The sequence below is a fragment of the Nonomuraea sp. bgisy101 genome (assembly GCF_057708945.1).
Window position 1 is genome coordinate 443,664 of the sequence record NZ_JBYITD010000004.1, and the last position, 18,601, is coordinate 462,264.

General features: G+C 71.2%; 20 protein-coding genes. 12 read left to right on the plus strand and 8 right to left on the minus strand.

The genetic code is table 11. From position 1 onward, the window contains the following. Entirely contained in the window at nucleotides 1-267 is a 267-nt protein-coding gene (locus AC3EO4_RS10520; protein WP_379574513.1) for a hypothetical protein, read from the plus strand. On the opposite strand, the gene AC3EO4_RS10525 is transcribed toward AC3EO4_RS10520, so the two are convergent. Both AC3EO4_RS10525 and AC3EO4_RS10530 read right to left on the minus strand, forming a co-directional pair. After that, nucleotides 248-970 carry an ABC transporter permease gene (locus AC3EO4_RS10525; protein WP_379574512.1) on the minus strand — a complete coding sequence of 241 codons (723 nt, stop codon included), beginning with the start codon at nucleotides 968-970 and terminating at the stop codon, nucleotides 248-250. The two genes, AC3EO4_RS10520 and AC3EO4_RS10525, sit on opposite strands and share 20 nt — an antisense overlap. After that, nucleotides 967-1,665, minus strand: coding sequence for an ABC transporter ATP-binding protein (locus AC3EO4_RS10530; RefSeq protein WP_431895083.1), 699 nt, complete (start codon nucleotides 1,663-1,665; stop codon nucleotides 967-969). The genes AC3EO4_RS10525 and AC3EO4_RS10530 overlap by 4 nt, the downstream gene beginning before the upstream one ends. Before the next feature lie 53 nt (nucleotides 1,666-1,718). On the opposite strand from AC3EO4_RS10530, the gene AC3EO4_RS10535 reads away from it, so the two are divergent. The 3 genes from AC3EO4_RS10535 to AC3EO4_RS10545 all read left to right on the plus strand — a co-directional run bounded on the left by AC3EO4_RS10535 (nucleotide 1,719) and on the right by AC3EO4_RS10545 (nucleotide 3,715). Beyond that, on the plus strand, nucleotides 1,719-2,354 hold the full coding sequence (locus tag AC3EO4_RS10535; protein WP_431895084.1) for a TetR/AcrR family transcriptional regulator: 636 nt from the start codon (nucleotides 1,719-1,721) through the stop codon (nucleotides 2,352-2,354). Continuing rightward, nucleotides 2,351-2,830 (plus strand): nitroreductase family deazaflavin-dependent oxidoreductase, encoded by a 480-nt coding sequence (locus AC3EO4_RS10540; RefSeq protein ID WP_379574508.1) that lies wholly within the window; start codon nucleotides 2,351-2,353, stop codon nucleotides 2,828-2,830. The genes AC3EO4_RS10535 and AC3EO4_RS10540 overlap by 4 nt, the downstream gene beginning before the upstream one ends. Before the next feature lie 72 nt (nucleotides 2,831-2,902). Further along, on the plus strand, nucleotides 2,903-3,715 hold the full coding sequence (locus AC3EO4_RS10545; protein ID WP_379574507.1) for an ion transporter: 813 nt from the start codon (nucleotides 2,903-2,905) through the stop codon (nucleotides 3,713-3,715). On the opposite strand, the gene AC3EO4_RS10550 is transcribed toward AC3EO4_RS10545, so the two are convergent. Continuing rightward, entirely contained in the window at nucleotides 3,712-4,923 is a 1,212-nt protein-coding gene (locus AC3EO4_RS10550) for a low temperature requirement protein A (RefSeq protein WP_431895087.1), read from the minus strand. The two genes, AC3EO4_RS10545 and AC3EO4_RS10550, sit on opposite strands and share 4 nt — an antisense overlap. 2 nt (nucleotides 4,924-4,925) lie before the next feature. Then, entirely contained in the window at nucleotides 4,926-5,540 is a 615-nt protein-coding gene (rpsD, locus tag AC3EO4_RS10555) for a 30S ribosomal protein S4 (RefSeq protein WP_379574582.1), read from the minus strand. A gap of 77 nt (nucleotides 5,541-5,617) precedes the next feature. On the opposite strand from rpsD, the gene AC3EO4_RS10560 reads away from it, so the two are divergent. Both AC3EO4_RS10560 and AC3EO4_RS10565 read left to right on the plus strand, forming a co-directional pair. Next, nucleotides 5,618-6,340, plus strand: coding sequence for a DUF2470 domain-containing protein (locus tag AC3EO4_RS10560; RefSeq protein WP_431895089.1), 723 nt, complete (start codon nucleotides 5,618-5,620; stop codon nucleotides 6,338-6,340). A 109-nt stretch (nucleotides 6,341-6,449) separates the two neighbouring features. Further along, the gene (locus AC3EO4_RS10565) at nucleotides 6,450-6,983 is read left to right on the plus strand and encodes a hypothetical protein (protein WP_379574504.1); all 534 of its coding nucleotides are present in this window, start codon (nucleotides 6,450-6,452) and stop codon (nucleotides 6,981-6,983) included. Nucleotides 6,984-7,066: 83 nt separating this feature from the next. Here the strand turns inward: AC3EO4_RS10565 and AC3EO4_RS10570 are convergent, their stop codons facing one another. Further along, nucleotides 7,067-8,254 (minus strand): ROK family transcriptional regulator, encoded by a 1,188-nt coding sequence (locus tag AC3EO4_RS10570; RefSeq protein ID WP_379574503.1) that lies wholly within the window; start codon nucleotides 8,252-8,254, stop codon nucleotides 7,067-7,069. Between the two features lie 140 nt (nucleotides 8,255-8,394). Between AC3EO4_RS10570 and zwf the strand changes: the two genes are divergently transcribed. The 5 genes from zwf (at nucleotide 8,395) to lepB (ending at nucleotide 14,409) form a co-directional block, all read left to right on the plus strand. Then, on the plus strand, nucleotides 8,395-9,855 hold the full coding sequence (gene zwf / locus AC3EO4_RS10575) for a glucose-6-phosphate dehydrogenase (RefSeq protein ID WP_431895090.1): 1,461 nt from the start codon (nucleotides 8,395-8,397) through the stop codon (nucleotides 9,853-9,855). A 4-nt stretch (nucleotides 9,856-9,859) separates the two neighbouring features. Then, nucleotides 9,860-11,761, plus strand: a complete 1,902-nt coding sequence (gene edd / locus AC3EO4_RS10580; RefSeq protein ID WP_379574501.1) for a phosphogluconate dehydratase — start codon at nucleotides 9,860-9,862, stop codon at nucleotides 11,759-11,761. 55 nt (nucleotides 11,762-11,816) lie between these two features. Beyond that, complete coding sequence (locus AC3EO4_RS10585; protein WP_379574581.1) at nucleotides 11,817-12,776, plus strand: glucokinase; 960 nt, start codon at nucleotides 11,817-11,819, stop codon at nucleotides 12,774-12,776. Continuing rightward, a complete protein-coding gene (gene eda, locus AC3EO4_RS10590) occupies nucleotides 12,773-13,384 on the plus strand; it encodes a bifunctional 4-hydroxy-2-oxoglutarate aldolase/2-dehydro-3-deoxy-phosphogluconate aldolase (protein ID WP_379574500.1) in 612 nt (203 codons plus the stop codon). Before AC3EO4_RS10585 ends, eda begins: the two co-directional genes overlap by 4 nt. A gap of 266 nt (nucleotides 13,385-13,650) precedes the next feature. Further along, a complete protein-coding gene (lepB, locus tag AC3EO4_RS10595; RefSeq protein ID WP_379574499.1) occupies nucleotides 13,651-14,409 on the plus strand; it encodes a signal peptidase I in 759 nt (252 codons plus the stop codon). A gap of 8 nt (nucleotides 14,410-14,417) precedes the next feature. Here the strand turns inward: lepB and AC3EO4_RS10600 are convergent, their stop codons facing one another. After that, nucleotides 14,418-15,086 (minus strand): response regulator transcription factor, encoded by a 669-nt coding sequence (locus AC3EO4_RS10600; RefSeq protein WP_379574498.1) that lies wholly within the window; start codon nucleotides 15,084-15,086, stop codon nucleotides 14,418-14,420. After that, nucleotides 15,079-16,806, minus strand: coding sequence for a sensor histidine kinase (locus AC3EO4_RS10605; RefSeq protein WP_431895092.1), 1,728 nt, complete (start codon nucleotides 16,804-16,806; stop codon nucleotides 15,079-15,081). Before AC3EO4_RS10605 ends, AC3EO4_RS10600 begins: the two co-directional genes overlap by 8 nt. 111 nt (nucleotides 16,807-16,917) lie before the next feature. Between AC3EO4_RS10605 and AC3EO4_RS10610 the strand changes: the two genes are divergently transcribed. Further along, the gene (locus AC3EO4_RS10610) at nucleotides 16,918-18,246 is read left to right on the plus strand and encodes a serine hydrolase (RefSeq protein WP_431895094.1); all 1,329 of its coding nucleotides are present in this window, start codon (nucleotides 16,918-16,920) and stop codon (nucleotides 18,244-18,246) included. Here the strand turns inward: AC3EO4_RS10610 and AC3EO4_RS10615 are convergent. After that, nucleotides 18,229-18,600: a hypothetical protein gene (locus AC3EO4_RS10615; RefSeq protein ID WP_431895095.1), complete on the minus strand. Its 372-nt coding sequence runs from the start codon at nucleotides 18,598-18,600 to the stop codon at nucleotides 18,229-18,231. The two genes, AC3EO4_RS10610 and AC3EO4_RS10615, sit on opposite strands and share 18 nt — an antisense overlap. Nucleotide 18,601: the final 1 nt, after the last annotated feature.

Below are 18,601 nucleotides of genomic sequence, written 5' to 3' on the forward strand. Positions count from 1 at the left end.
ATGGAGCAGTCCGGGTCCGAGGGCGGCGAGCGCCGCCACGTCCTGATCACGGTACGGCTGCCGCGGGACGCGACGCTCGCCGACGCGATCGAGCGGCTTCACCTGTCGGAGGAGGATGTCGACACCGGCTACGGCCTGGTCCTCATCGACCCCGACCAGGATCTGTACGGGCTGCGCGTCACGGAGGAGGCGGGCCGCACGGCCGGTCCGCCCTTCTCCGACCCCAGGATCGAGCCCTACGGCCCGCCTAGGCGTTCGCGCGACTGAAGACCCTGTTGCCGACCGTCAGGCTGATCGCCGCGAAGACCGCCACGACCAGCACGCCGAGCCCGACCGTGCCGGTCGTGTACCGCCCGGCGAACAGCTCGCGCATGGCCTCGAGCACATAGCGGAACGGGCTGGCGTACGAGAGCGTGTTCAGCCAGGCCGGCGCCATCGACATCGGCAGGAACGTGCCGGACAGCAGCATCAGCGGCCACACCGCCGTCATCATGACCGGCGCGAACAGGTGCTCGTTCAACCGCATCGCCGCCGCGTAGGACAGCGCCGCCAGGCTCACGCCGAGCACGATCACCAGGAGCAGTGCGGCGATCACGCCGGGGAGGGGGGACCGCAGGCCGAGGGCGTAGGCGACGGCGACGAGCAGCACGGTCTGGATCACCAGTGTGAAGGCGTTGGTGAGCACCCGGCCGAGCAGCAGGGACAGGCGGCTCGCCGGGGTCACCCTGAGCCGTTCGAGCACGCCCGAGCGCCAGTCGAAGACCACCCCGAACCCCGCCAGGCCCGCGCTGAGCAGCCCGAGCTGGATGATCAGGCCGGGGACCAGCGTCTCCCACGTGCCGAAGGTCGCGAAGATCGGCCCGAACAGCACCAGGAAGAACAGCGGCTGGGCGGCCGAGATGAGGATGCCCAGCTTGTGGCGGAGCATGATGCGGGCGTCGTGCCGGAAGATCAGCCAGGTGTCCCTCATGACGCGATCTCCATGAACGCCTCGATCAGCGTGCGGTCGCCTTTCAGCTCCGCGGGGCTGCCGTGGGCGGCGATCCTGCCGCTGTCGATGATGAGCAGCCGGTCGCAGAGCGCCTCCGCCTCCTCCAGGTAGTGCGTGGAGATGAAGACGGTGAGGCCGAGCGAGCGGATGTGATCCCACAGTCCCGCCCTGCTCTGCGGGTCGAGGCCGGTGCTCGGCTCGTCGAGGAAGAGCACGGACGGGCGGTGCAGCAGGCTGAAGGCGATGTCGAAGCGGCGCCGCTGACCGCCGGACAGCGCCCCGCCCGGCATGCTCTCCATGCCGGTCAGCTGGAGGGTCTCCAGCGTCTGCGCGATGCGCTCGCGGGCCTCGGCGCGGCTCATGCCGTACAGCATGGCCTGGAGTTCGAGCTCGTCACCGAGGGGGTTGACGGGGTTGATGCCGCCGCCCTGCGAGACGTAGCCGATGCTGCGCCGCACGCCGCGGGGGTCCGTCAGCAGGTCGTGTCCAGCGATGGTGGCCCTGCCCGAAGTAGGGGGCAGGAGGGTCGTCAGCATGCGCATGGTCGTGGTCTTGCCTGCCCCGTTGGGGCCGAGGAAGCCGACGATCTCGCCCGGCGCGACGGAGAAGTCGACGCCGTCGACGGCGTTCACGCCGTTCTTGAAGGTCTTGGTCAGACCGGATACATCGATCACATTTTTAGAGTAGCCACATTTTTAGAGTCACTGCAACCTTGTAGCATGTCCACATGGAAGAGGGGCTGCGGGAGCGCAAGAAGCGAGAGACCAGGCAGCGCATCGCCGACATGGCGATGGGGCTGTTCATGATGCGCGGGTTCGAGCAGGTCACGGTGGCCGAGGTGGCCAGGGCCGCCGACGTGTCCGTCAACACGGTCTTCAACTACTTCGGCACCAAGGAGGACCTGTTCCTCGACCGGCGCGAGGAGGTCGAGGAACTGCAGAGCAGGGTCGTACGCGAGCGGCGGAGCGGCGAGAGCGCCGTGGCCGCCTTCCGCCGCGACTTCTTGGAGGCCATCGAGCAGCGCGACTGGCGTTACGGCCTCAACGAGGGCTCCGACGTCTTCGGCCGCATCGTGGGTGAGAGCCCCTCGCTCATGGCGCGCTTCAGGGAACTCGAGCACGAGCAGACCCAGCGCCTGGCGAGGACGCTGGCCGAGGAGTCGGACGCCGACCCCGACGACCTGACGCCCGATCTGGTCGCCGCGCAGATCATGGACGCCACGCGCCTGCTGTCGCGCCACGCGATCGCGCGCAAGCTCGCGGGCGAGAGCTGGGCGGAGATCATCCCCCTCCTCAGATCACAGGCGGAGCGCGCCTTCGATCTTCTGGAACGCGGAATCTCGGACTACTGTGTGCGAATGTGACGATCATTGAGCGGCTCAAGCCGTTCTTCCAGTGGCTGGCCGGCACCGACGCCTTCATGAAGGTCGGCCCGAAGATCGTCCCCGCGATGGACCGCCTGGTCCACAAGGTCACCCGAGGCCGCCCGATCAGCGACAAGATGATCCCCACGCTCGTGCTCACCACGACCGGCGCCAAGACGGGGCAGGCGAGGCAGACGCCGCTGGCCTGCCTGCCCGAGCCCGGCGGCGCCTTCCTGATCGTGGGCAGCAACTTCGGCAGGGACCATCACCCCGCCTGGAGCGGCAACCTGCTCAGGACGCCCGAGGCCGTCGTCAGCTTCAGGGGCGCGCGGGTCGCCGTCGTGGCCAGGCTGCTGGAGGGCGAGGAGCGGGAGCGCGTCTGGCCGGGGCTGGTCGCCCAGTGGCCGGTCTACGACCGCTACACCGTCAAGTCCGGCAGGCACCTGCGCGTCTTCAGGCTGACGCCCGTTGACTGACCGTCCACGGGACGTCCACCCCCATCCCTCATGGGGGTCTGCTCACGTACCACCCTCACAAGGAGTTCCTCTGTGCGCGAGCGCGCTCGTCTGATCATCGAGAGCCCCCGCTTCCAGCGATTCGTCATCGCCGTCATCCTGATCAACGCGGTCACCCTGGGCCTGGAGACCGTCCCCTGGGCCATGGAGAGCGCCGGGCCCGTGCTGGGCGCGGTCGACCACGCGGCGCTGTACGTCTTCGTCGCCGAACTGCTCGCCAAGGTCTACGTCCACCGCGGGCGCTTCGTCCGCGACCCGTGGAACATCTTCGACACCGTCATCGTCGCCGTCGCCGTCCTGCCCGCCACGGGCGGCCTGTCGGTGCTGCGCGCGCTGCGCGTCCTGCGGGTACTGCGCCTGGTGTCCGTCGTGCCGAGCCTGCGGCGGGTGGTCAACGCGCTGCTGGCGGCGATGCCGGGGATGAGCTCGATCGTGGTGCTGCTCACGCTCGTGCTGTACGTCGGCGGCGTCATGGCCACCAAGCTCTACGGCACGACCGCGCCGGAGTACTTCGGCTCGCTGCCCGTCTCGCTGTTCACGCTGTTCCAGACCATGACGGGCGAGGCGTGGCCTGACATCGCCCGCGAGGTCATGGCCTCGCACCCCTCGGCCTGGATCTTCTTCGTCGTCTTCATCCTGATCTGCAGTTTCGTGGTGCTGAACCTCTTCATGGCGGTCGTGGTGAGCGCCATGGACGACGAGAAGCACGCCGAAGAGGAGGCGCTGAGCGAGGTCGTGGAGGAGACCTCGGCCAACGCCACCCAGGCGATCATGTCCGAGCTGGCGGCGCTGCGGGCGGAGGTCAGGCTGCTGCGCGAGGAGATGGGCGTCGGCTCGCCCGGCTAGGCCGGCAGGACCGGGCCGGCGGCCGGCGCGGGAGGCTTGTAGATCACCCGCCACAGTGCGATGGCCAGCATGAGGGCGACAAGACCCCAGCCCGGCAGCGGCCCGGCCAGCAGCCCCGCGAGCAGCGGCGCCACGACCGTGGGCATCGCCCACAGCAGGATCCACCGCCGCCCCGCCTTGGCGAAGACGCCGAGCAGGGTCGAGACCGCGAAGTAGGCCGCGACGCCGCCGCACAGCAGCCAGCGGATCCCGTCGGGCACGTGACCCTCGGTGTGCTCGGCCACCAGGCCGAGGCCGGCGGCGACCGTGGTGATCGAGGCGGTCATGACGAAGTGGGCCGGCAGCAGCAGGTACGGCTTGAGCCCCTGCTCGCCGGCCTCCGGTACGGCACTCAGGCCGTAGTGGAGGGTGAGCCACCACAGGCACACGATCAGCCCGAACCCGGCGAGGGCCGCCAGCACGAGACTCTGCCCCCACTCCTCCTGACCCGAGGCGGCCATGACCACCTGCATCACCGCCTCGCCGAGCACGATGATCACGAACAGCCCCAGCCGCTCCCCCAGGTGCGCGGTGTGCAGGACGGCCGCCGCGGGCGCCTCGATCCGCCGGAGGGCACCGCCGCGGCGCAGTTCGCGGGCCTGGAGGCGCGCATGGTGCTGCCGCATCTCGTCGACGAGCCGTTCGGGATTGCGCGCCTGGATCACGGTGAAGACGACGTCGAGCGCCATGCCGATGCCCCACATGAGATAGCGCCACAGCGGATCGTCGACGAACAGCGACCCGATCCACGGGCCGAGGCCGATGCCGAGCTGGGCGGCGGGCCAGGCGGTGATGACCGCCCCCGTCGCCTGCAGCGACCTGGAGGCGCTGATCCTGCAGATGACGTAGGCGAGCACGAAGGCGGTGTCGTGCGTGCCCGGCTCTCCTGGGAGGTTGTCGGCGACGTGCGGTGCGGCCGCGGCCATGACCGCGATGCAGAACATCCCGATCAGCATGCTGCGGGTGCGGGCCCTGTCCGCCTCGACGTTGGAGTAGAGCGTGAGCGAGGTCCACACGCTCCACACCGCGTAGTACAGAACCGCGAAGAGGGCCAGAACGGCCCACGTCGGGTGGTGCAGGCGGTGCGCTAACTGCGCGACCGCCACCACGACCACCAGGTCGAAGAAGAGCTCGAGCCAGCTGGCGTGGCGTTCGTCCGTGTGATTCACGGCTAACGAGAGTAGAACTCCACCACGAGCTGCTCGTCGACGGGTACCGCGATCTGCTCGCGCTCGGGCCTGGCGGCCAGCGTGAAGGTCAGGTCGGCGTGGTCGACGCTCAGGTAGGCGGCGATCCGCTCGTCGGCGTGGACGCCCTCGGCCGCGGCCACGAACGGCTGCATCCTGCGCGAGCGCTCGCGCACGGAAACGACCTGTCCCGGCTTGACCAGGTAGCTGGGGATGTCCACCTTGCGGCCGTCGACGGTGATGTGGCCGTGGGCGACGTACTGCCTGGCGGCGTAGATCGAGGGCGCGAGGCCCGCGCGGAGCACGAGCGAGGCCAGGCGGCTCTCCAGCAGCACGACCAGCTCGGCGCCCGAGGCGCCCGACTTGCGCACGGCCAGGTCCCAGTAGCGGCGCAGCTGGCGCTCGGAGACGTCGTAGTACCAGCGCAGCTTCTGCTTCTCCATCAGCCGCAGGCCGTAGTCGCCGGTGCTGCGGCGGTTGGTCTTGCGGCCGTGCTCGCCCGGCGGGTAGGGGCGCTGCTCGAAATAGCGGACGGCTTTCTTGGTCAGCGGAACGCCCGCGCGTCGGGACAGTCGCACCTTCGGGCCGGTGTAGCGCACGTTCACCTCGATGTGATTAGGTAATCCTTACTTAGGGAAGCCTAACCTATATTTGTCGTAGATCTCAAGGAGACGCCATGCCTCTGGCCGCCCCTCCGCTGCCCGAACGGATCCGCACCCTGGCCGCGACGTCGCGGGCCGCGCAGCTGGTCGTCGACGGCGTCCGATGCCCTGTGAGCGGCGCCGCCGACTCTCGCGGGCGCCCCGTCCTCCTCGTCAGGCCCGGCGAGGTACTGCACGGGCTACGCGGCGACGCGGTCGTGTCGGTGAGCCTGGCCGCGACGCGGCGGCTCGGCGAGGTGGAGCACCCTCGTGGGCTGATCGAGGTCCAGGGGTGGGCCGAGGCCGTGCCCGAGGACGAGGCGCGGGAGGCCGCGGTGGCGATCTCCGCGCACAGCGCCGACGAGGGCCTGTTCGAGGCCCTGGAGCGGCATGGCTCGCCGGAGGCGCCCCGGTTGCTGCGCCTCGACGTCGGCCAGGTGGTCTACCTGACGGGCGAGGAGTCCGGCACGCTGGACGCCGACGAGTACCTGGACGCGTCGCCCGACCCCCTGGCCGAGGTGGCCGAGCAGGTGCTGGCCCACGTCAACGGCTCGCACCGGCCGCAGCTGGCGGCGGGCGTCGGGCGGCTGCTCGGGCTGCCGGCCGAGTCGGCGTGGCTGTGGGAGCTCGACAGGTACGGCGCGACGGTCAGGCTCGGAGACGACGATCCCGCGCTGGTGCGCTTCCCGTGGCCGGTGCCCGCGGGCACCGGACTGTGCCTGGAAACCGCGCTCAGGGCCATCCTCTGCACCTGCTGAGCCGCCGCCCCCTGCCGCCCCGCCCAGGCCGCCCGCGACCGCCGCCAACTCTCCACGAGGGCGGGCATGCTTGATCCACGCGCTCGGCGGCTCGCCTACCATGCATGTCGTGAGCGATACCGGGCGGCGCGAGCGCGCCATGATGACCATCGCGGCTCTCGCCGGCACGATGATGCTGGCGTTCTCGGCGATCCTCATAGGCGGATCCCTGCCCTCACCTGGGCCGTGGAGGGCTCAGGGCGAGGCCGAGCCGCCCTCGCCCGCCGAGCGCCCCGCCGCCACGCACTCGGTGAGCAGCACCCCCCGATCGACCGAGCGGCCCTCCGGCGCGCGTGAGGCGCCCCTGCCGCTCGCGACGCAGAACACCCACCCCTCCGCTCCCACGTCCTCGCCCGCGTCGTCACCCGCCAGGACCAAGGCGATGCGCAGCCCCGGCATGGTCCCCCCTGCCACGCCGACCGAGAGCCCCGACATGTCGGCCGCCGCGAGGCCGCCCGTGCCTGGACTGATCGAGGCGACCACGGCGGCCCCCCAGCCGCCGCGGCGGACGAAGAAGCCCAAGCGGCCGAAGAAGCTGATCCGTAGCGACACCGATCTCAAGGAGGTCGGCGACTCCGGCCGTCAGCAGGATGACGGCTTCTGAGGTCGACGGCTTCCGAGGGGGCGGCTTCTGAGGGGGGCGGTGGCTTCTGAGGGCGCAGCGGCGCCCGGCGGATCCTGCCCGCGTCAGCGCGGCAGGCGGTTCGTCAGCGTCTCGTCCACGGCGTCAGGGGACAGGACGTGGTCGAGCACCATCACCGCGCATCCGCTGATGCCCGCCGCCGCGCCCAGCCTGCTGGTCTCGATCCGCAGCCGGCGGGTGGCGAGCGCGGTGGAGCGGCGGTAGACGACCTCGCGGATGCTCGACACCAGCGGTCCGAACGCCTCGGCCACGTCGCCGCCGAGCACGACCACGGCGGGGTTGAGGATGTTGACCGCGCCCGCTATCACCTCGCCGATCCTGCGGCCCGCCTCACGCACGATCGCCATCGTCCCCGCGTCGCCCGCGCGCACCAGCGCGGTCACGTCCGCGATGGTCTTCACGTCGCGCCCGGCCGCGCTCAGGTCGCGGAGCAGGGCGGTGCCGCTGGCCACCGAGTCGACGCAGTCGACGTTGCCGCACCTGCACAGCACGCCACCTCCGTCGCGCACGGGGATGTGGCCGATCTCCCCCGCCGCGCCGAGCGCGCCGCGCAGGATCTCGCCGCCCGCGATGACGCCGGCGCCGATCCTGGTGGAGATCTTCACGAACATCAGGTCGCCGGTCTCCTCGGCGTAGACGCCGCGGTGCTCCCCGATGGCCAGGACGTTCACGTCGTTGTCGACGAAGACGGGCACGGGGTAGCGCTCGCGGATCAGCGGGGGGATCACCACGCCGGTCCAGCTCGCCATAACCCTGGCCGACTCCGTCCGCCCTGCGGCGAACTCGACGGTCGCGGGCACACCCATGCCCACGCCCTTGACCGGGCCGCCGCCGCAGCCTTCGAGCAGCTCGTCCCAGGTGTCCATGAGCAGCGGCAGCACCACGTCAGGACCCTGCTCCACGTCGATGACGAACTCGCGGCCGGCCAGCTCGCGGCCCGCCAGGTCGCACACGGCCACCCTGGTACGGCTCGCGCCGAGCGCGGCCACCAGCACCACGCCGCCCGCCGCGTTGAACTCCAGCCGGACAGGAGGCCGCCCGCCCGTGGAGGGCGCGTCGGCCCGCTCGACGACCAGGCCTCGCTCGAGCAGCTCGCCGACCCGCAGTGACACCGCGGGTCGCGACAGGCCCGTCACCCGCCCCAGGTCCGCTCGCGTGACGGCTTCACCCGTGCGGATGAGGTCGAGGACCTCCCCGCTGGTGGCGAGCGTGGCTGCGGTACGTCTGGGCATCGGCCAAGTGAATCACAGACAGTTAGGTAATGAAAAGTCGAGACTTTGTCATCTCAAATAGCAAAAGCCCGCTTGTGTACTCCCCGAACTCTGGCTAATGTCCGTTCTGTCCTTCCTTGGTAGATCATCGGAGTCCAGCCGTGTTGTCCCCCACCTGTCACACCGCCGATCTGGTCGTCTTCGGCGGCACCGGCGACCTGTCGATGCGCAAGCTGCTGCCCGCCTTGTTCCACTCCGACCTCGAGGGCAGGCTCGCCCCCGAGACGCGCGTCATCGCGATGTCGCGCGGCGGGCTGACGGACGCCGACTTCCGCGGCAAGGTCGACGCCGAGGTGCGCTCGGCCGTGCCCGATGACGCGGACGCCTGGCAGCGCTTCCTCGGCCGCCTGTACCACGTGTCGGTCGACGTGGGCGGTGAGGACGGCGGCGGCTGGTCCAGCCTGGTGAAGATGCTGGCGGGGCAGGAGGACAGGGACAGGGTCTTCTATCTGGCCAGCCCGCCGATGACCTTCGGCCCGTTCTGCAGGGAGCTGCAGGAGGCGGGGCTGGTCACGCCCCGCTCCCGCGTGGTGCTGGAGAAGCCGCTCGGCCGCGACCTGGTCAGCGCCCAGCGCATCAACGACGAGGTCGGCGAGATCTTCGACGAGCGGCAGATCTTCCGCATCGACCACTACCTCGGGAAGGAGACGGTGCAGAACCTGCTCGTCCTGCGGTTCGCCAACGCCTTCCTCGAGCCGATCTGGAACTCCCTCTGGATCGACCACGTGCAGATCACCGCGGCCGAGACCGTCGGCACGCCGGGGCGCCGCGGCTACTACGACCAGGCCGGCGCGCTGCGCGACATGGTGCAGAACCACCTGCTGCAGCTGCTGACGCTGGTCGCCATGGAACCGCCCGCGCGCAACGACCGCGAGGCCATCCGCGACGAGAAGGTGAAGGTGCTGCAGTCGCTGCGGCCCATCGTCGGCACCGAGGTGGACCGCTTCACCGTTCGCGGCCAGTACACCGGCGCCGGCGACATGCCCTCCTACCTCGACGAGCCCGGCTCCACTCCGACGACCGAGGCCTCGCGCAGGGTCGAGACGTTCACCGCGATCCGCGCCGAGGTCAAGAACTGGCGCTGGGCGGGCGTGCCGTTCTACCTGCGGACCGGCAAGCGCATGCCGTACCGGCGCTCGGAGATCGTCATCCAGTTCAAGGACGTGCCGCACTCCATCTTCCCCGGCGGCACGCCCAACCGCCTCGTGCTGCGGCTGCAGCCCGAGGAGGGCATCGAGCTGCACATCATGGCCAAGGAGCCGGGCGCGGGCGAGACCCTGCTGAAGCCGGTGCCGCTGTCGCTCAGCTTCGGCGAGACGTTCGCCGCGCGCGTGCCCGAGGCGTACGAGCGGCTGCTGTCCGACGTGCTCGGCGGCAACCCCACCCTGTTCATGCGGCGCGACGAGGTCGAGGCCGCGTGGCGGTGGATCGACCCGATCCTCGCCGCGTGGGAGTCGTCCGCCGAACTCCCCGAGCCCTACCCCGCTGGGACGACCGGTCCCGCGGGCGCCCACGAACTGCTCGGCCGCAGCGGCCGGGCCTGGCACGACGAGGAGGCGTAGAACAGTGAATCCGACTATCCAGCAGGTGACCGAGCGGGTGGCCGAGCGCTCCCTCGCCAGCCGTGCCGTCTATCTGGAACGCGTCAGACGCGAGGGCGAGCTGGCCCGCTCGCGCGGCCCGGCCCGCGCGCACCTCGGGTGCGCGAACCTGGCCCACGGATTCGCCGCGGCCTCGGCCGAGGACAAGCCGGCGCTGAGAGGCGCGGCCAAGCCCGGCGTCGCGATCGTGACCAGTTACAACGACATGCTCAGCGCGCACCAGCCGTACGAGACCTACCCCGGAGAGCTGAAGACGGCCGTGCGCAGGGCCGGCGGCGTCGCGCAGGTCGCGGGCGGCGTGCCGGCCATGTGCGACGGCATCACGCAGGGCCGCGCGGGCATGGAGCTGTCCCTCTACAGCCGCGACGTGATCGCGATGGCGACGGCGATCGCGCTGTCGCACGACATGTTCGACGCCTCGCTCATGCTGGGCGTCTGCGACAAGATCGTGCCGGGCCTGCTGATCGGCGCGCTGCACTTCGGGCACCTGCCCGCGGTGTTCGTGCCCGCGGGACCGATGACCTCCGGGCTGCCGAACAAGGTCAAGGCGCGCACCCGCCAGCTGTTCGCCGAGGGCAAGGTCGGCAGGGACGAACTGCTCGACGCCGAGTCGAAGTCCTACCACTCCCCCGGCACGTGCACCTTCTACGGCACCGCCAACTCCAACCAGGTGATGATCGAGGTCATGGGCCTGCACCTGCCTGGCTCGACCTTCGTCAACCCGCACACCCCGCTACGGCACGCCCTCACCGAGGCGGCCGGCGCGCGGGCCGTCGAGATCACCGCGCACGGCACGGAGTACACGCCCGTGGGCGAGGTCGTCGACGAGAAGGCGATCGTCAACGCCTGCGTCGCGCTGCTGGCCACCGGCGGCTCCACCAACCACACGCTGCACCTGGTGGCCATCGCGGCCGCCGCGGGCATCGTCCTGACCTGGGACGACCTGGCCGCGCTGTCCAAGGTCGTGCCCTCGCTGACGAAGATGTACCCCAACGGCCAGGCCGATGTGAACCACTTCCGCGACGCGGGAGGCATGCAGGCGCTGATCGGCGACCTGCTGGACAACGGCCTGCTGCACGGCGACGTCCTGACGATCGCGGGCAGGGGCCTGGACCACTACAGGTCCGCTCCCACGCTGAAGGAGGACGCGCTGGTCTGGGAGGAGCGCACCTCCGGCAGCGCCGACCTCGACGTGCTGCGGCCCGTCGCGGAGCCGTTCTCCGCCGACGGCGGCATCCACATGGTCGACGGCAACCTGGGCTGCGCGGTCAGCAAGGTCTCGGCGGTCAAGCCCGAGCACCTGGTGATCGAGGCCCCCGCGCGCGTCTTCGACGACCAGCTGCAGCTCCTGCGGGCCTTCGAGGCGGGCGAGCTGGACGGCCAGGACTTCGTCGCGGTGATCCGCTACCAGGGGCCGAGCGCCAACGGCATGCCCGAGCTGCACAAGCTGACCCCGCCGATGGCGGTGCTGCTCGACCGCGGGCAGCGGGTGGCGATCGTGACCGACGGGCGGATGTCCGGCGCGTCGGGCAAGGTGCCCGCGGCGATCCACCTGTCGCCCGAGGCGGCCGACGGCGGCCCCATCGCGCTGGTCCGTGACGGCGACCCGATCAGGCTCGACTCGGCGGCGGGGACGCTGGACGTGCTGGCCGACCTGTCGGGGCGCACGCCCGACGGGCGGGCGCTGAGCGACGCGGAGTGGGTCGGGACGGGGCGTGAGCTGTTCTCGGCGTTCCGCAGGATGGCGGGGCACGCCGAGCACGGGGCGAGCGTCTTCGGCGTCAACGGGGCCGAGTCCGCCACCCACGGTCCAGGGCTGGGCTTCGCGGCCCCCGCCGGTTTCGCCCACACCGAGGTCGCCGGGTGACCCCGGCCCACGGCGCCGCGCTCCCCGAGGCGTTCCGAGGGGGCGCGAGGTGAGGATGTTCGACCTGCCGTGGCTGGTGGCCGACATCGGCGGGACCAACGCCAGGTTCGGCCTCGTCATCGAGCCCGGTGGCGCGCCCACCGAGATCGCCGTGCTGGCCGGCGCCGACCACGACACGCTTCCCGAAGCCGTAGCCGCGTACCTCGCCGACCACGCGGGCGGAGTGCGGCCGGGAGCCGCGTGCCTGGCGGTCGCGGGCCCGATCGACGGCGACTCCTACCGCCTGACCAACCTGCCGTGGACGGGGTCGGTGCGCGACCTCGGCGTGCCGTACGCCACGCTGCTGAACGACTTCGAGGCGCTCGCGCTGTCGCTGCCGCACCTGGAGGGCGACGACCTCGCCTCGCTGGGCGGCCCGGCGCCGGTGGACGGCGTCAAGGCCGTCCTCGGCCCCGGCACGGGCCTGGGCGTCGCGGGGCTGGTGCCGGCCGAGCGCGGCTGGGTGCCGGTCCCCGGCGAGGGCGGCCACGTGACGGTGCCGATCCTCGACGACCGCGAGCTGGAGATCGTCAGAGTCCTGCGCGCGGGCGGCATGCCGCACGTGGTGGCCGAGCACCTGCTGTCGGGCCCCGGGCTGACGCGCCTGCACGACGCGCTGGCCGTGGTGAACGGCGTGCGGGCCCCCACGCTCGGCGCCTCCGACATCGTGGCCAGGCTCGACGACTCGCTGTGCGCGGAGACGGTCGAGGTGTTCTGCGGCATGCTCGGCAGCTTCGCCGGCAACGTGGCCCTCACCCTCGGCGCGAGAGGCGGGGTCTACCTCGGCGGTGGCGTGCTGCCGCGTATCGTGGACAGGGTCCGCGCCAGCGACTTCCGCCGCCGGTTCGAGGCCACGCCCCAGCTCGTCGACTATCTGTCGGCCATCGCCACCACCCTGATCGTCGCGCCGCAACCGGCGCTCACCGGCGCCGCCGCGTGGCTGGCGCAGCAATCGCTGAAGGAGCTCGTCCCATGAGTCTGCTCGACCTGGCCCCCGTGATCCCCGTCGTCGTCGTCGACGACGTGGAGACCGCCGTGCCGATGGCCCGCGCCCTGGTGGCGGGCGGGCTGCCGGTCATCGAGGTCACCCTGCGCACGGCGTGCGGGCTCGAGGCGATCGCGCGCATCGCGGCCGAGGTCCCCGGCGCGGTGGTCGGGGCGGGCACGATCAGGACCTCCGCCGACATCGCGGCCTCGGTGGAGTCGGGGGCGAGGTTCCTGGTCTCGCCGGGCACGACCCCCGCGCTGTTGGACGCCTTCGTGGCCGCCGGGGTACCCTTCCTGCCTGGTGCGGCGACCGCTTCCGAGGTCATGGCCCTGGCCGAGCGCGGGCTGGACGAGCTCAAGTTCTTCCCCGCCGAGGCCGCGGGCGGCCTGCCGTACCTCAAGTCGCTGGCGGGCCCGCTGCCCGACGTCAGGTTCTGCCCGACGGGCGGGATCAGGCCGGAGACCGCCCGCGACTACCTGGCGCTGCCGAACGTCGGCTGCGTCGGCGGCACCTGGCTCACGCCTGCCGACGCGCTGGCCTCGGGCGACTGGGCACGCGTGGAGAAGCTCGCCGCCGAGGCGGCGGCGCTGCGCTGACAACCGAAGACTCGCCGGCGGGACAACCTCCCTCGCCCGCCGCGGCCATGGGTATGCCGTGACCCGGCACCGAGCTCATGGAACAGGCCCGTGGGGGCGAACCGGCGCCCACGGGCCTTTCCCGTGTCATCTCCCACAGTCGCTGAGCATTGGCTCCTGATTCAGTGCCCTGTATGCCCACTTGACACGGAACACGAGAGGATACGAATTGACTGTTGGGCGTGAGATCAGGAAGCTGAGCTGTCCCATCAGCGATGATGGAATCAGTGACCACGGCGCGGAAGGCGCCTTCCGGGGGGGACGAGGTGGACGTGACGGCCAAGGACGCGCAGCGACGTGCCGATGACGGCAAGAGCAAGAAGAAAGGCTCCTCATGGAAGGAGCTGCCGATCCTCGTCGTCGTGGCGCTCGGTCTCGCCCTGCTCATCAAGACCTTCATCGTGCAGCCGTTCTACATCCCCTCGGAGTCGATGGAGAACACCCTGCTGATCAACGACAGGGTGCTGGTGAACAAGCTGGTGTACCACACGCGCGAGATCGAGCGCGGTGACGTCATCGTCTTCAACGGCGAGGACTCGTGGGACCCCGAGGTGGTGACCGAGGCGCCGAGCAACCCGGTGACGGGCGCGCTGCGCTGGGTCGGCGAGCTGTTCGGCCTCGTGCCGGGTGAGAAGGACTACATCAAGCGCGTCATCGGCGTCGCGGGCGACAAGGTGGAGTGCTGCGACTCCAAGGGCCGCGTCACCGTCAACGGGGTACCGCTCGACGAGAAGAGCTATCTGTACCCGGGTGACGTGCCCTCCGACAGGGAGTTCAAGGTCACGGTGCCGGAGGGCAGGCTGTGGGTCATGGGCGACCACAGGTCGGTCTCCTACGACTCGCGCGGCCACATCGGCGACCCGGGCGGCGGCACGATCGCGGTGGACAACGTGCTGGGCAGGGCCTTCGTGATCATGTGGCCGGTGTCGCGGTGGAGCTCCCTGGACATCCCCGCGACCTTCAACCAACCGGCTCTGAAGAAGTAGACGGGCGGTCAGGGTCCGAGGTAGGCGAGAACGGCGGCGACGCGGCGGTGGACGTCGGCGCTGTTCTCCAGGCCCAGCTTGGTGAAGATGGCGTTGACGTTCTTCTCCACCGACGAGATCGACAGATGCAGGGCCCGCGCGATGCCGCCGTTCGACCGCCCCCTTGCCATCTCGCGCAGCACATCGCGCTCGCGCGGCGTCAGCTCCTCCTGCTCCTCCCGCACGTCCCTCCTGGCCAGCAGCCCCTCCACCACCTTGGGGTCGATCACCGAGCCGCCCGAGGCGACTGCCCTGATCGCGCCGAGCAGCTCCTCCAGGTCGCCCACCCTGTCCTTCAGCAGATAGGCGAACCCTTCGGTGCCGTGCTTGAACAGCTCGAAGGCGAACAGCGCGTCGGAGTACTGCGACAGCACGACCACACCCACCCCCGGGTGCTCGGCGTGGACGCGATGCGCGGCGTCGATGCCCTCGAAGCCCGCCCTCCACTGCCCTCCCGGCATCCTGATGTCGGTCACGACCACGTCGGGGGTGAGCCTGCGCACCGCGTCGAGCAGCTCGTCGGCGTTGCCGACGGCGCCCACCACCACGATCTCGCCGGACATCTCCAGCAGCCGCCTGGTGCCCTCGCGCACCAGGTAGTGATCGTCCGCCACGACCGTCCGCAGCGGCTCAGCCATCGACCGGCACCCACGCCATCATCCGTGTCCCCTTCCCCTTCTCGCTGACGACCTCGAGCCTGCCGCCGAGAGCGTGGAGCCGGTCCGACAGCGGGGCCAGGCCTCTCCTGGCCGTCGTCGCAGGATCGAAGCCCCTGCCGTCGTCGGCCACGGTGGCGACCAGCCTGTTGCCTTCGCGGGCCAGCCGTACCTCCAGCCGCGTGGCGGCGGCGTGCTTGAGCGCGTTGGCCACCGCTTCGCTGACGGTGAAGTACATGGCGCCCTCCACCTCGTCGGTGAAGCGGGCGGCGCGCAGTCCCTCGCCGGCGCTCACCTTGGTGGGCACGGGCAGCCGCGCGCAGCGCTCCTCCACCGCGTTGACGAGGCCGCCCTGGCCGAGCGAGGACGGGTGGATGCCGGCGGCCAGCTCGCGCAGGTCGGCGAGGGTCTGGCGGGCCTGCTCGCGCAGTTCGGCGAGCATCCGCGGCCCGCCGCCCGTGACCCTGGCCAGTTCGAGCCCCGCGATCAGGGCGACGAGCTGCTGCTGGACGCCGTCGTGGATGTTGCGCTCGATGCGCCTGCGCTCCGCCTCCTGCGCGTTGACCAGGCGCGCGGCCAGGCCCTCGCTCTGGATGGCCAGCCCTGCGGGCACGGCGAGCGCCTCGAGGAAGCGGCGGTCCTCGGCGGTGAGCTCGCCGTACGCTCTCGGGCCGCACTCCAGCCGGCCGAGCCCGCCCCTGACGGGGACGACGAGCGCGGCGGGCCCGTCCTCGGACCCCGCGACGACTCGGGTGCCGTCGGCCAGCCGTACCGCCGCCCAGGTGGTGTTCAGCGCCGCGCGCACGGCGGCGGCGAGCCTGCCGAGCAGTTCGACGGGCTCGGGGCTGTCGTCCAGGACGGAGCCGAAGCGGGAGAGCACCTCGCCGACCGTGGGCCGCACGTCGAAGACCATGAGCAGCCTGGAGCCCCGGATGCCGATCCTGATGTCGAGGAGCTGGTGGCGCAGGACGGTGACGGCGACGGCGGCGGGCAGCGCGCCGAGGGAGCCGGTCAGCCCGGCCACGCCCCAGCTCGTGTGCCCGCCGAAGAGGAAGACGACCAGCGCGACGAAGCCCGCCAGGTTAGCCGTCGCGCCGGCCACCATCCACGCGTACTGCCCGCGTTCGGAAGGACGGCTGCGCCGCCATCGCACGACCACACCCACGAGCACGATCACGGCCACGAGCCACGCGGTCAGCTGGCCGAGGCCGGCCATCGCGCCGGCGACCGCCATGCGCGGCGGCGGCTCCCCCAGCGGCAGGGGGCCGAGCAGGGTGATGCCGGTCGCGTGCGTGACGGTCGCGGCGGCCCCGATCCACGCGACAGGCCGCCAGCGTCCTGACGGGAGCCGCCCCTCGGGGAACAGCAAGGGGACGAAGATCGAGTTGAGCCCGTAGTAGACGGCGTACATCGCGGCGCCGATCACGCCCGCGAACCCGGCGGCGGCCCCGGCCCTGACCCAGAGGCCGGCGCCGAGGGCGCCGAGGCCCAGGCACACCGCCGTGGCGAGCAGGAGCCAGCCGTAGGGGATCCGCGGGCGTCTGACGGCCAGCAGCCAGCCCAGCGCGGGGCAGAGCAGGGCCACGACGATGAACGCCCACTGGGACAGCGGAGCGGGCAGCCCCGACTCCAGCAACGCGCCTGCGACCACGCCCCCGGCGGCGATCGCCGCGAGGAACCCGGCAATCAGCCTCGAACCCATGAGCACCTATCGTCGCGAGCCGGCCGGGGGGCGTCTATGAGGTTATCCGCATATTTGATGATGAGGCTGGCTAGGTGGGCTCCCCGTGCCCGACTCGATTGGCTGGACGGCATGAGAACCGTTGCTTTCGCTGTGACCGCCTCGTCGCTGCTGCTGACGGCATGCGGGGCCGCCGTCATCTCGCCGGCCGCCTCCGCCGCCTCCGGGCTCACGGCGGGGACCGCGACTGTGCAGGACGTCCCCATCCCCGACACACCGGCGGGCAGGCAGCTGCGCTGGTTTCTGGGGGCCGTGCCTGAGGCGCCGATCCCCGAGGAGCAGTTCCCCGAGCACTTCAGCGCGGCGATGCTCGCCCAGCTGCCGCCCGCCGAGCTCAACAAGAGCCTGGTCACCATGAAGGACCTGCGTCTCGGCAAGATCCTGCACGCCGAACCGACCATGATCACCTCCGAGGTGACCACGGGCGGGAAGACGTTCTGGATGGAGCTCGCCGTCGATCCCGACGGCAAGATCAACGGGCTGCGGCTGCAGAACCCCGTCACGCCGAAGCCCACGCCCACGAGCTGGAAGGAGATCGACGAGCGGCTCGGGAAGGCGGCGCCGAGGGTCGGGTTCATGGCCGCCGAGATCACTCCCGGCGGCGACTGCCGTCCTGTGCGCGCCCTCGCCCCCCGCACCGCCAGGCCACTCGGCTCGATGTTCAAGCTGTACGTCCTGCGGGCCGCCGCCAGGAAGATCCCCGACTGGAACACGAAGCTCACCATCAAGCCGGAGCTGAAGAGCCTGCCCTCCGGCCAGTTGCAGGACAGGCCGGACGGCAGCGAGGTCTCGGTGATGGAGGCCGCCAAGCTGATGATCGCCATCAGCGACAACACCGCGACCGACCTGCTGATCCACAAGGTGGGCAGGAAGGCCGTCGAGGCCACCCAGTCGCGCAACGTCCCGTTCCTCACGACGCGGGAGCTGTTCGCGCTGAAGGGCGCCGACTACCCGACGCACGCCAAGCGCTACCTGTCGCTCGGGGAGAAGCAGCGCAGGAAGTACCTGGACGAGGTGGTCGCCAAGGTGCCGCTCAACGCGATCACCGCGTGGGTCCCCCCGCGTGAGCTGGACACCATCGAGTGGTTCGGCTCGCCCGCCGACGTCTGTGCCGCGCACGCCAAGCTGCGCGGGCTCAAGGACAGGCGCGTCGAGGGGGTCATGACGCAGCACGACGGGGGGCTCGGCCTCGACCCGAAGAGGTGGCGGTCGGTGTGGTTCAAGGGCGGCTCCGAGCCCGGGGTCGTGGACCTCGGCTATTCGGCCAGGACGAAGGACGGGCGCACGTTCTTCGTCACGGCCATGGCCTCGGACACCGCGGCCCCGCTCGACGAGGGCAACGTCGGCTCCGAGCTGAGCGCCCTGGCCAAGGGCGCGTTCACGCTAATGGAGAAGCGCTGACAGCCGGCCCGCGAGGTCCTGGTCGCTCTCGCCCACCTCGGTGAGCAGGGCGCGGGTGGCCACTCCCAGGGCACGGCGCAGCTCGGCGGGGTCCAGGTCGCCGACCATGGCCCCGCTCAGCGGCGCGGTGACCGCCGCGGGCAGCCGGTCGGCGCCCTTGGCGTAGGCGACGGGCAGGCCGAGGGCGAGGACGTGGTCGCGCAGGCCGCTGATCCCCGAGGTCCACCCGGACAAGCGGTCCTCCGCCTCCCGCGCCGCCGAGCCCGTGAGGGCGGCGCCGGTGACCCGGTCGTCGGAGCGCGCCTTGTCCAGGAGCAGGTCGCGCACGTGCCGCCGCCGGTCCTCGGTGATCATG

Bases quoted from the DNA above. Each gene is read 5' to 3' on its own strand.
- AC3EO4_RS10600 (WP_379574498.1), bottom strand. From the start codon at position 15,086: ATGGCTGAGCCGCTGCGGACGGTCGTGGCGGACGATCACTACCTGGTG.
- AC3EO4_RS10615 (WP_431895095.1), bottom strand. From the start codon at position 18,600: ATGATCACCGAGGACCGGCGGCGGCACGTGCGCGACCTGCTCCTGGAC.
- AC3EO4_RS10520 (WP_379574513.1), top strand. From the start codon at position 1: ATGGAGCAGTCCGGGTCCGAGGGCGGCGAGCGCCGCCACGTCCTGATC.
- AC3EO4_RS10525 (WP_379574512.1), bottom strand. From the start codon at position 970: ATGAGGGACACCTGGCTGATCTTCCGGCACGACGCCCGCATCATGCTC.
- AC3EO4_RS10605 (WP_431895092.1), bottom strand. From the start codon at position 16,806: ATGGGTTCGAGGCTGATTGCCGGGTTCCTCGCGGCGATCGCCGCCGGG.
- AC3EO4_RS10585 (WP_379574581.1), top strand. From the start codon at position 11,817: ATGTTCGACCTGCCGTGGCTGGTGGCCGACATCGGCGGGACCAACGCC.
- eda (WP_379574500.1), top strand. From the start codon at position 12,773: ATGAGTCTGCTCGACCTGGCCCCCGTGATCCCCGTCGTCGTCGTCGAC.
- AC3EO4_RS10610 (WP_431895094.1), top strand. From the start codon at position 16,918: ATGAGAACCGTTGCTTTCGCTGTGACCGCCTCGTCGCTGCTGCTGACG.
- AC3EO4_RS10570 (WP_379574503.1), bottom strand. From the start codon at position 8,254: ATGCCCAGACGTACCGCAGCCACGCTCGCCACCAGCGGGGAGGTCCTC.
- AC3EO4_RS10535 (WP_431895084.1), top strand. From the start codon at position 1,719: ATGGAAGAGGGGCTGCGGGAGCGCAAGAAGCGAGAGACCAGGCAGCGC.
- AC3EO4_RS10560 (WP_431895089.1), top strand. From the start codon at position 5,618: ATGCCTCTGGCCGCCCCTCCGCTGCCCGAACGGATCCGCACCCTGGCC.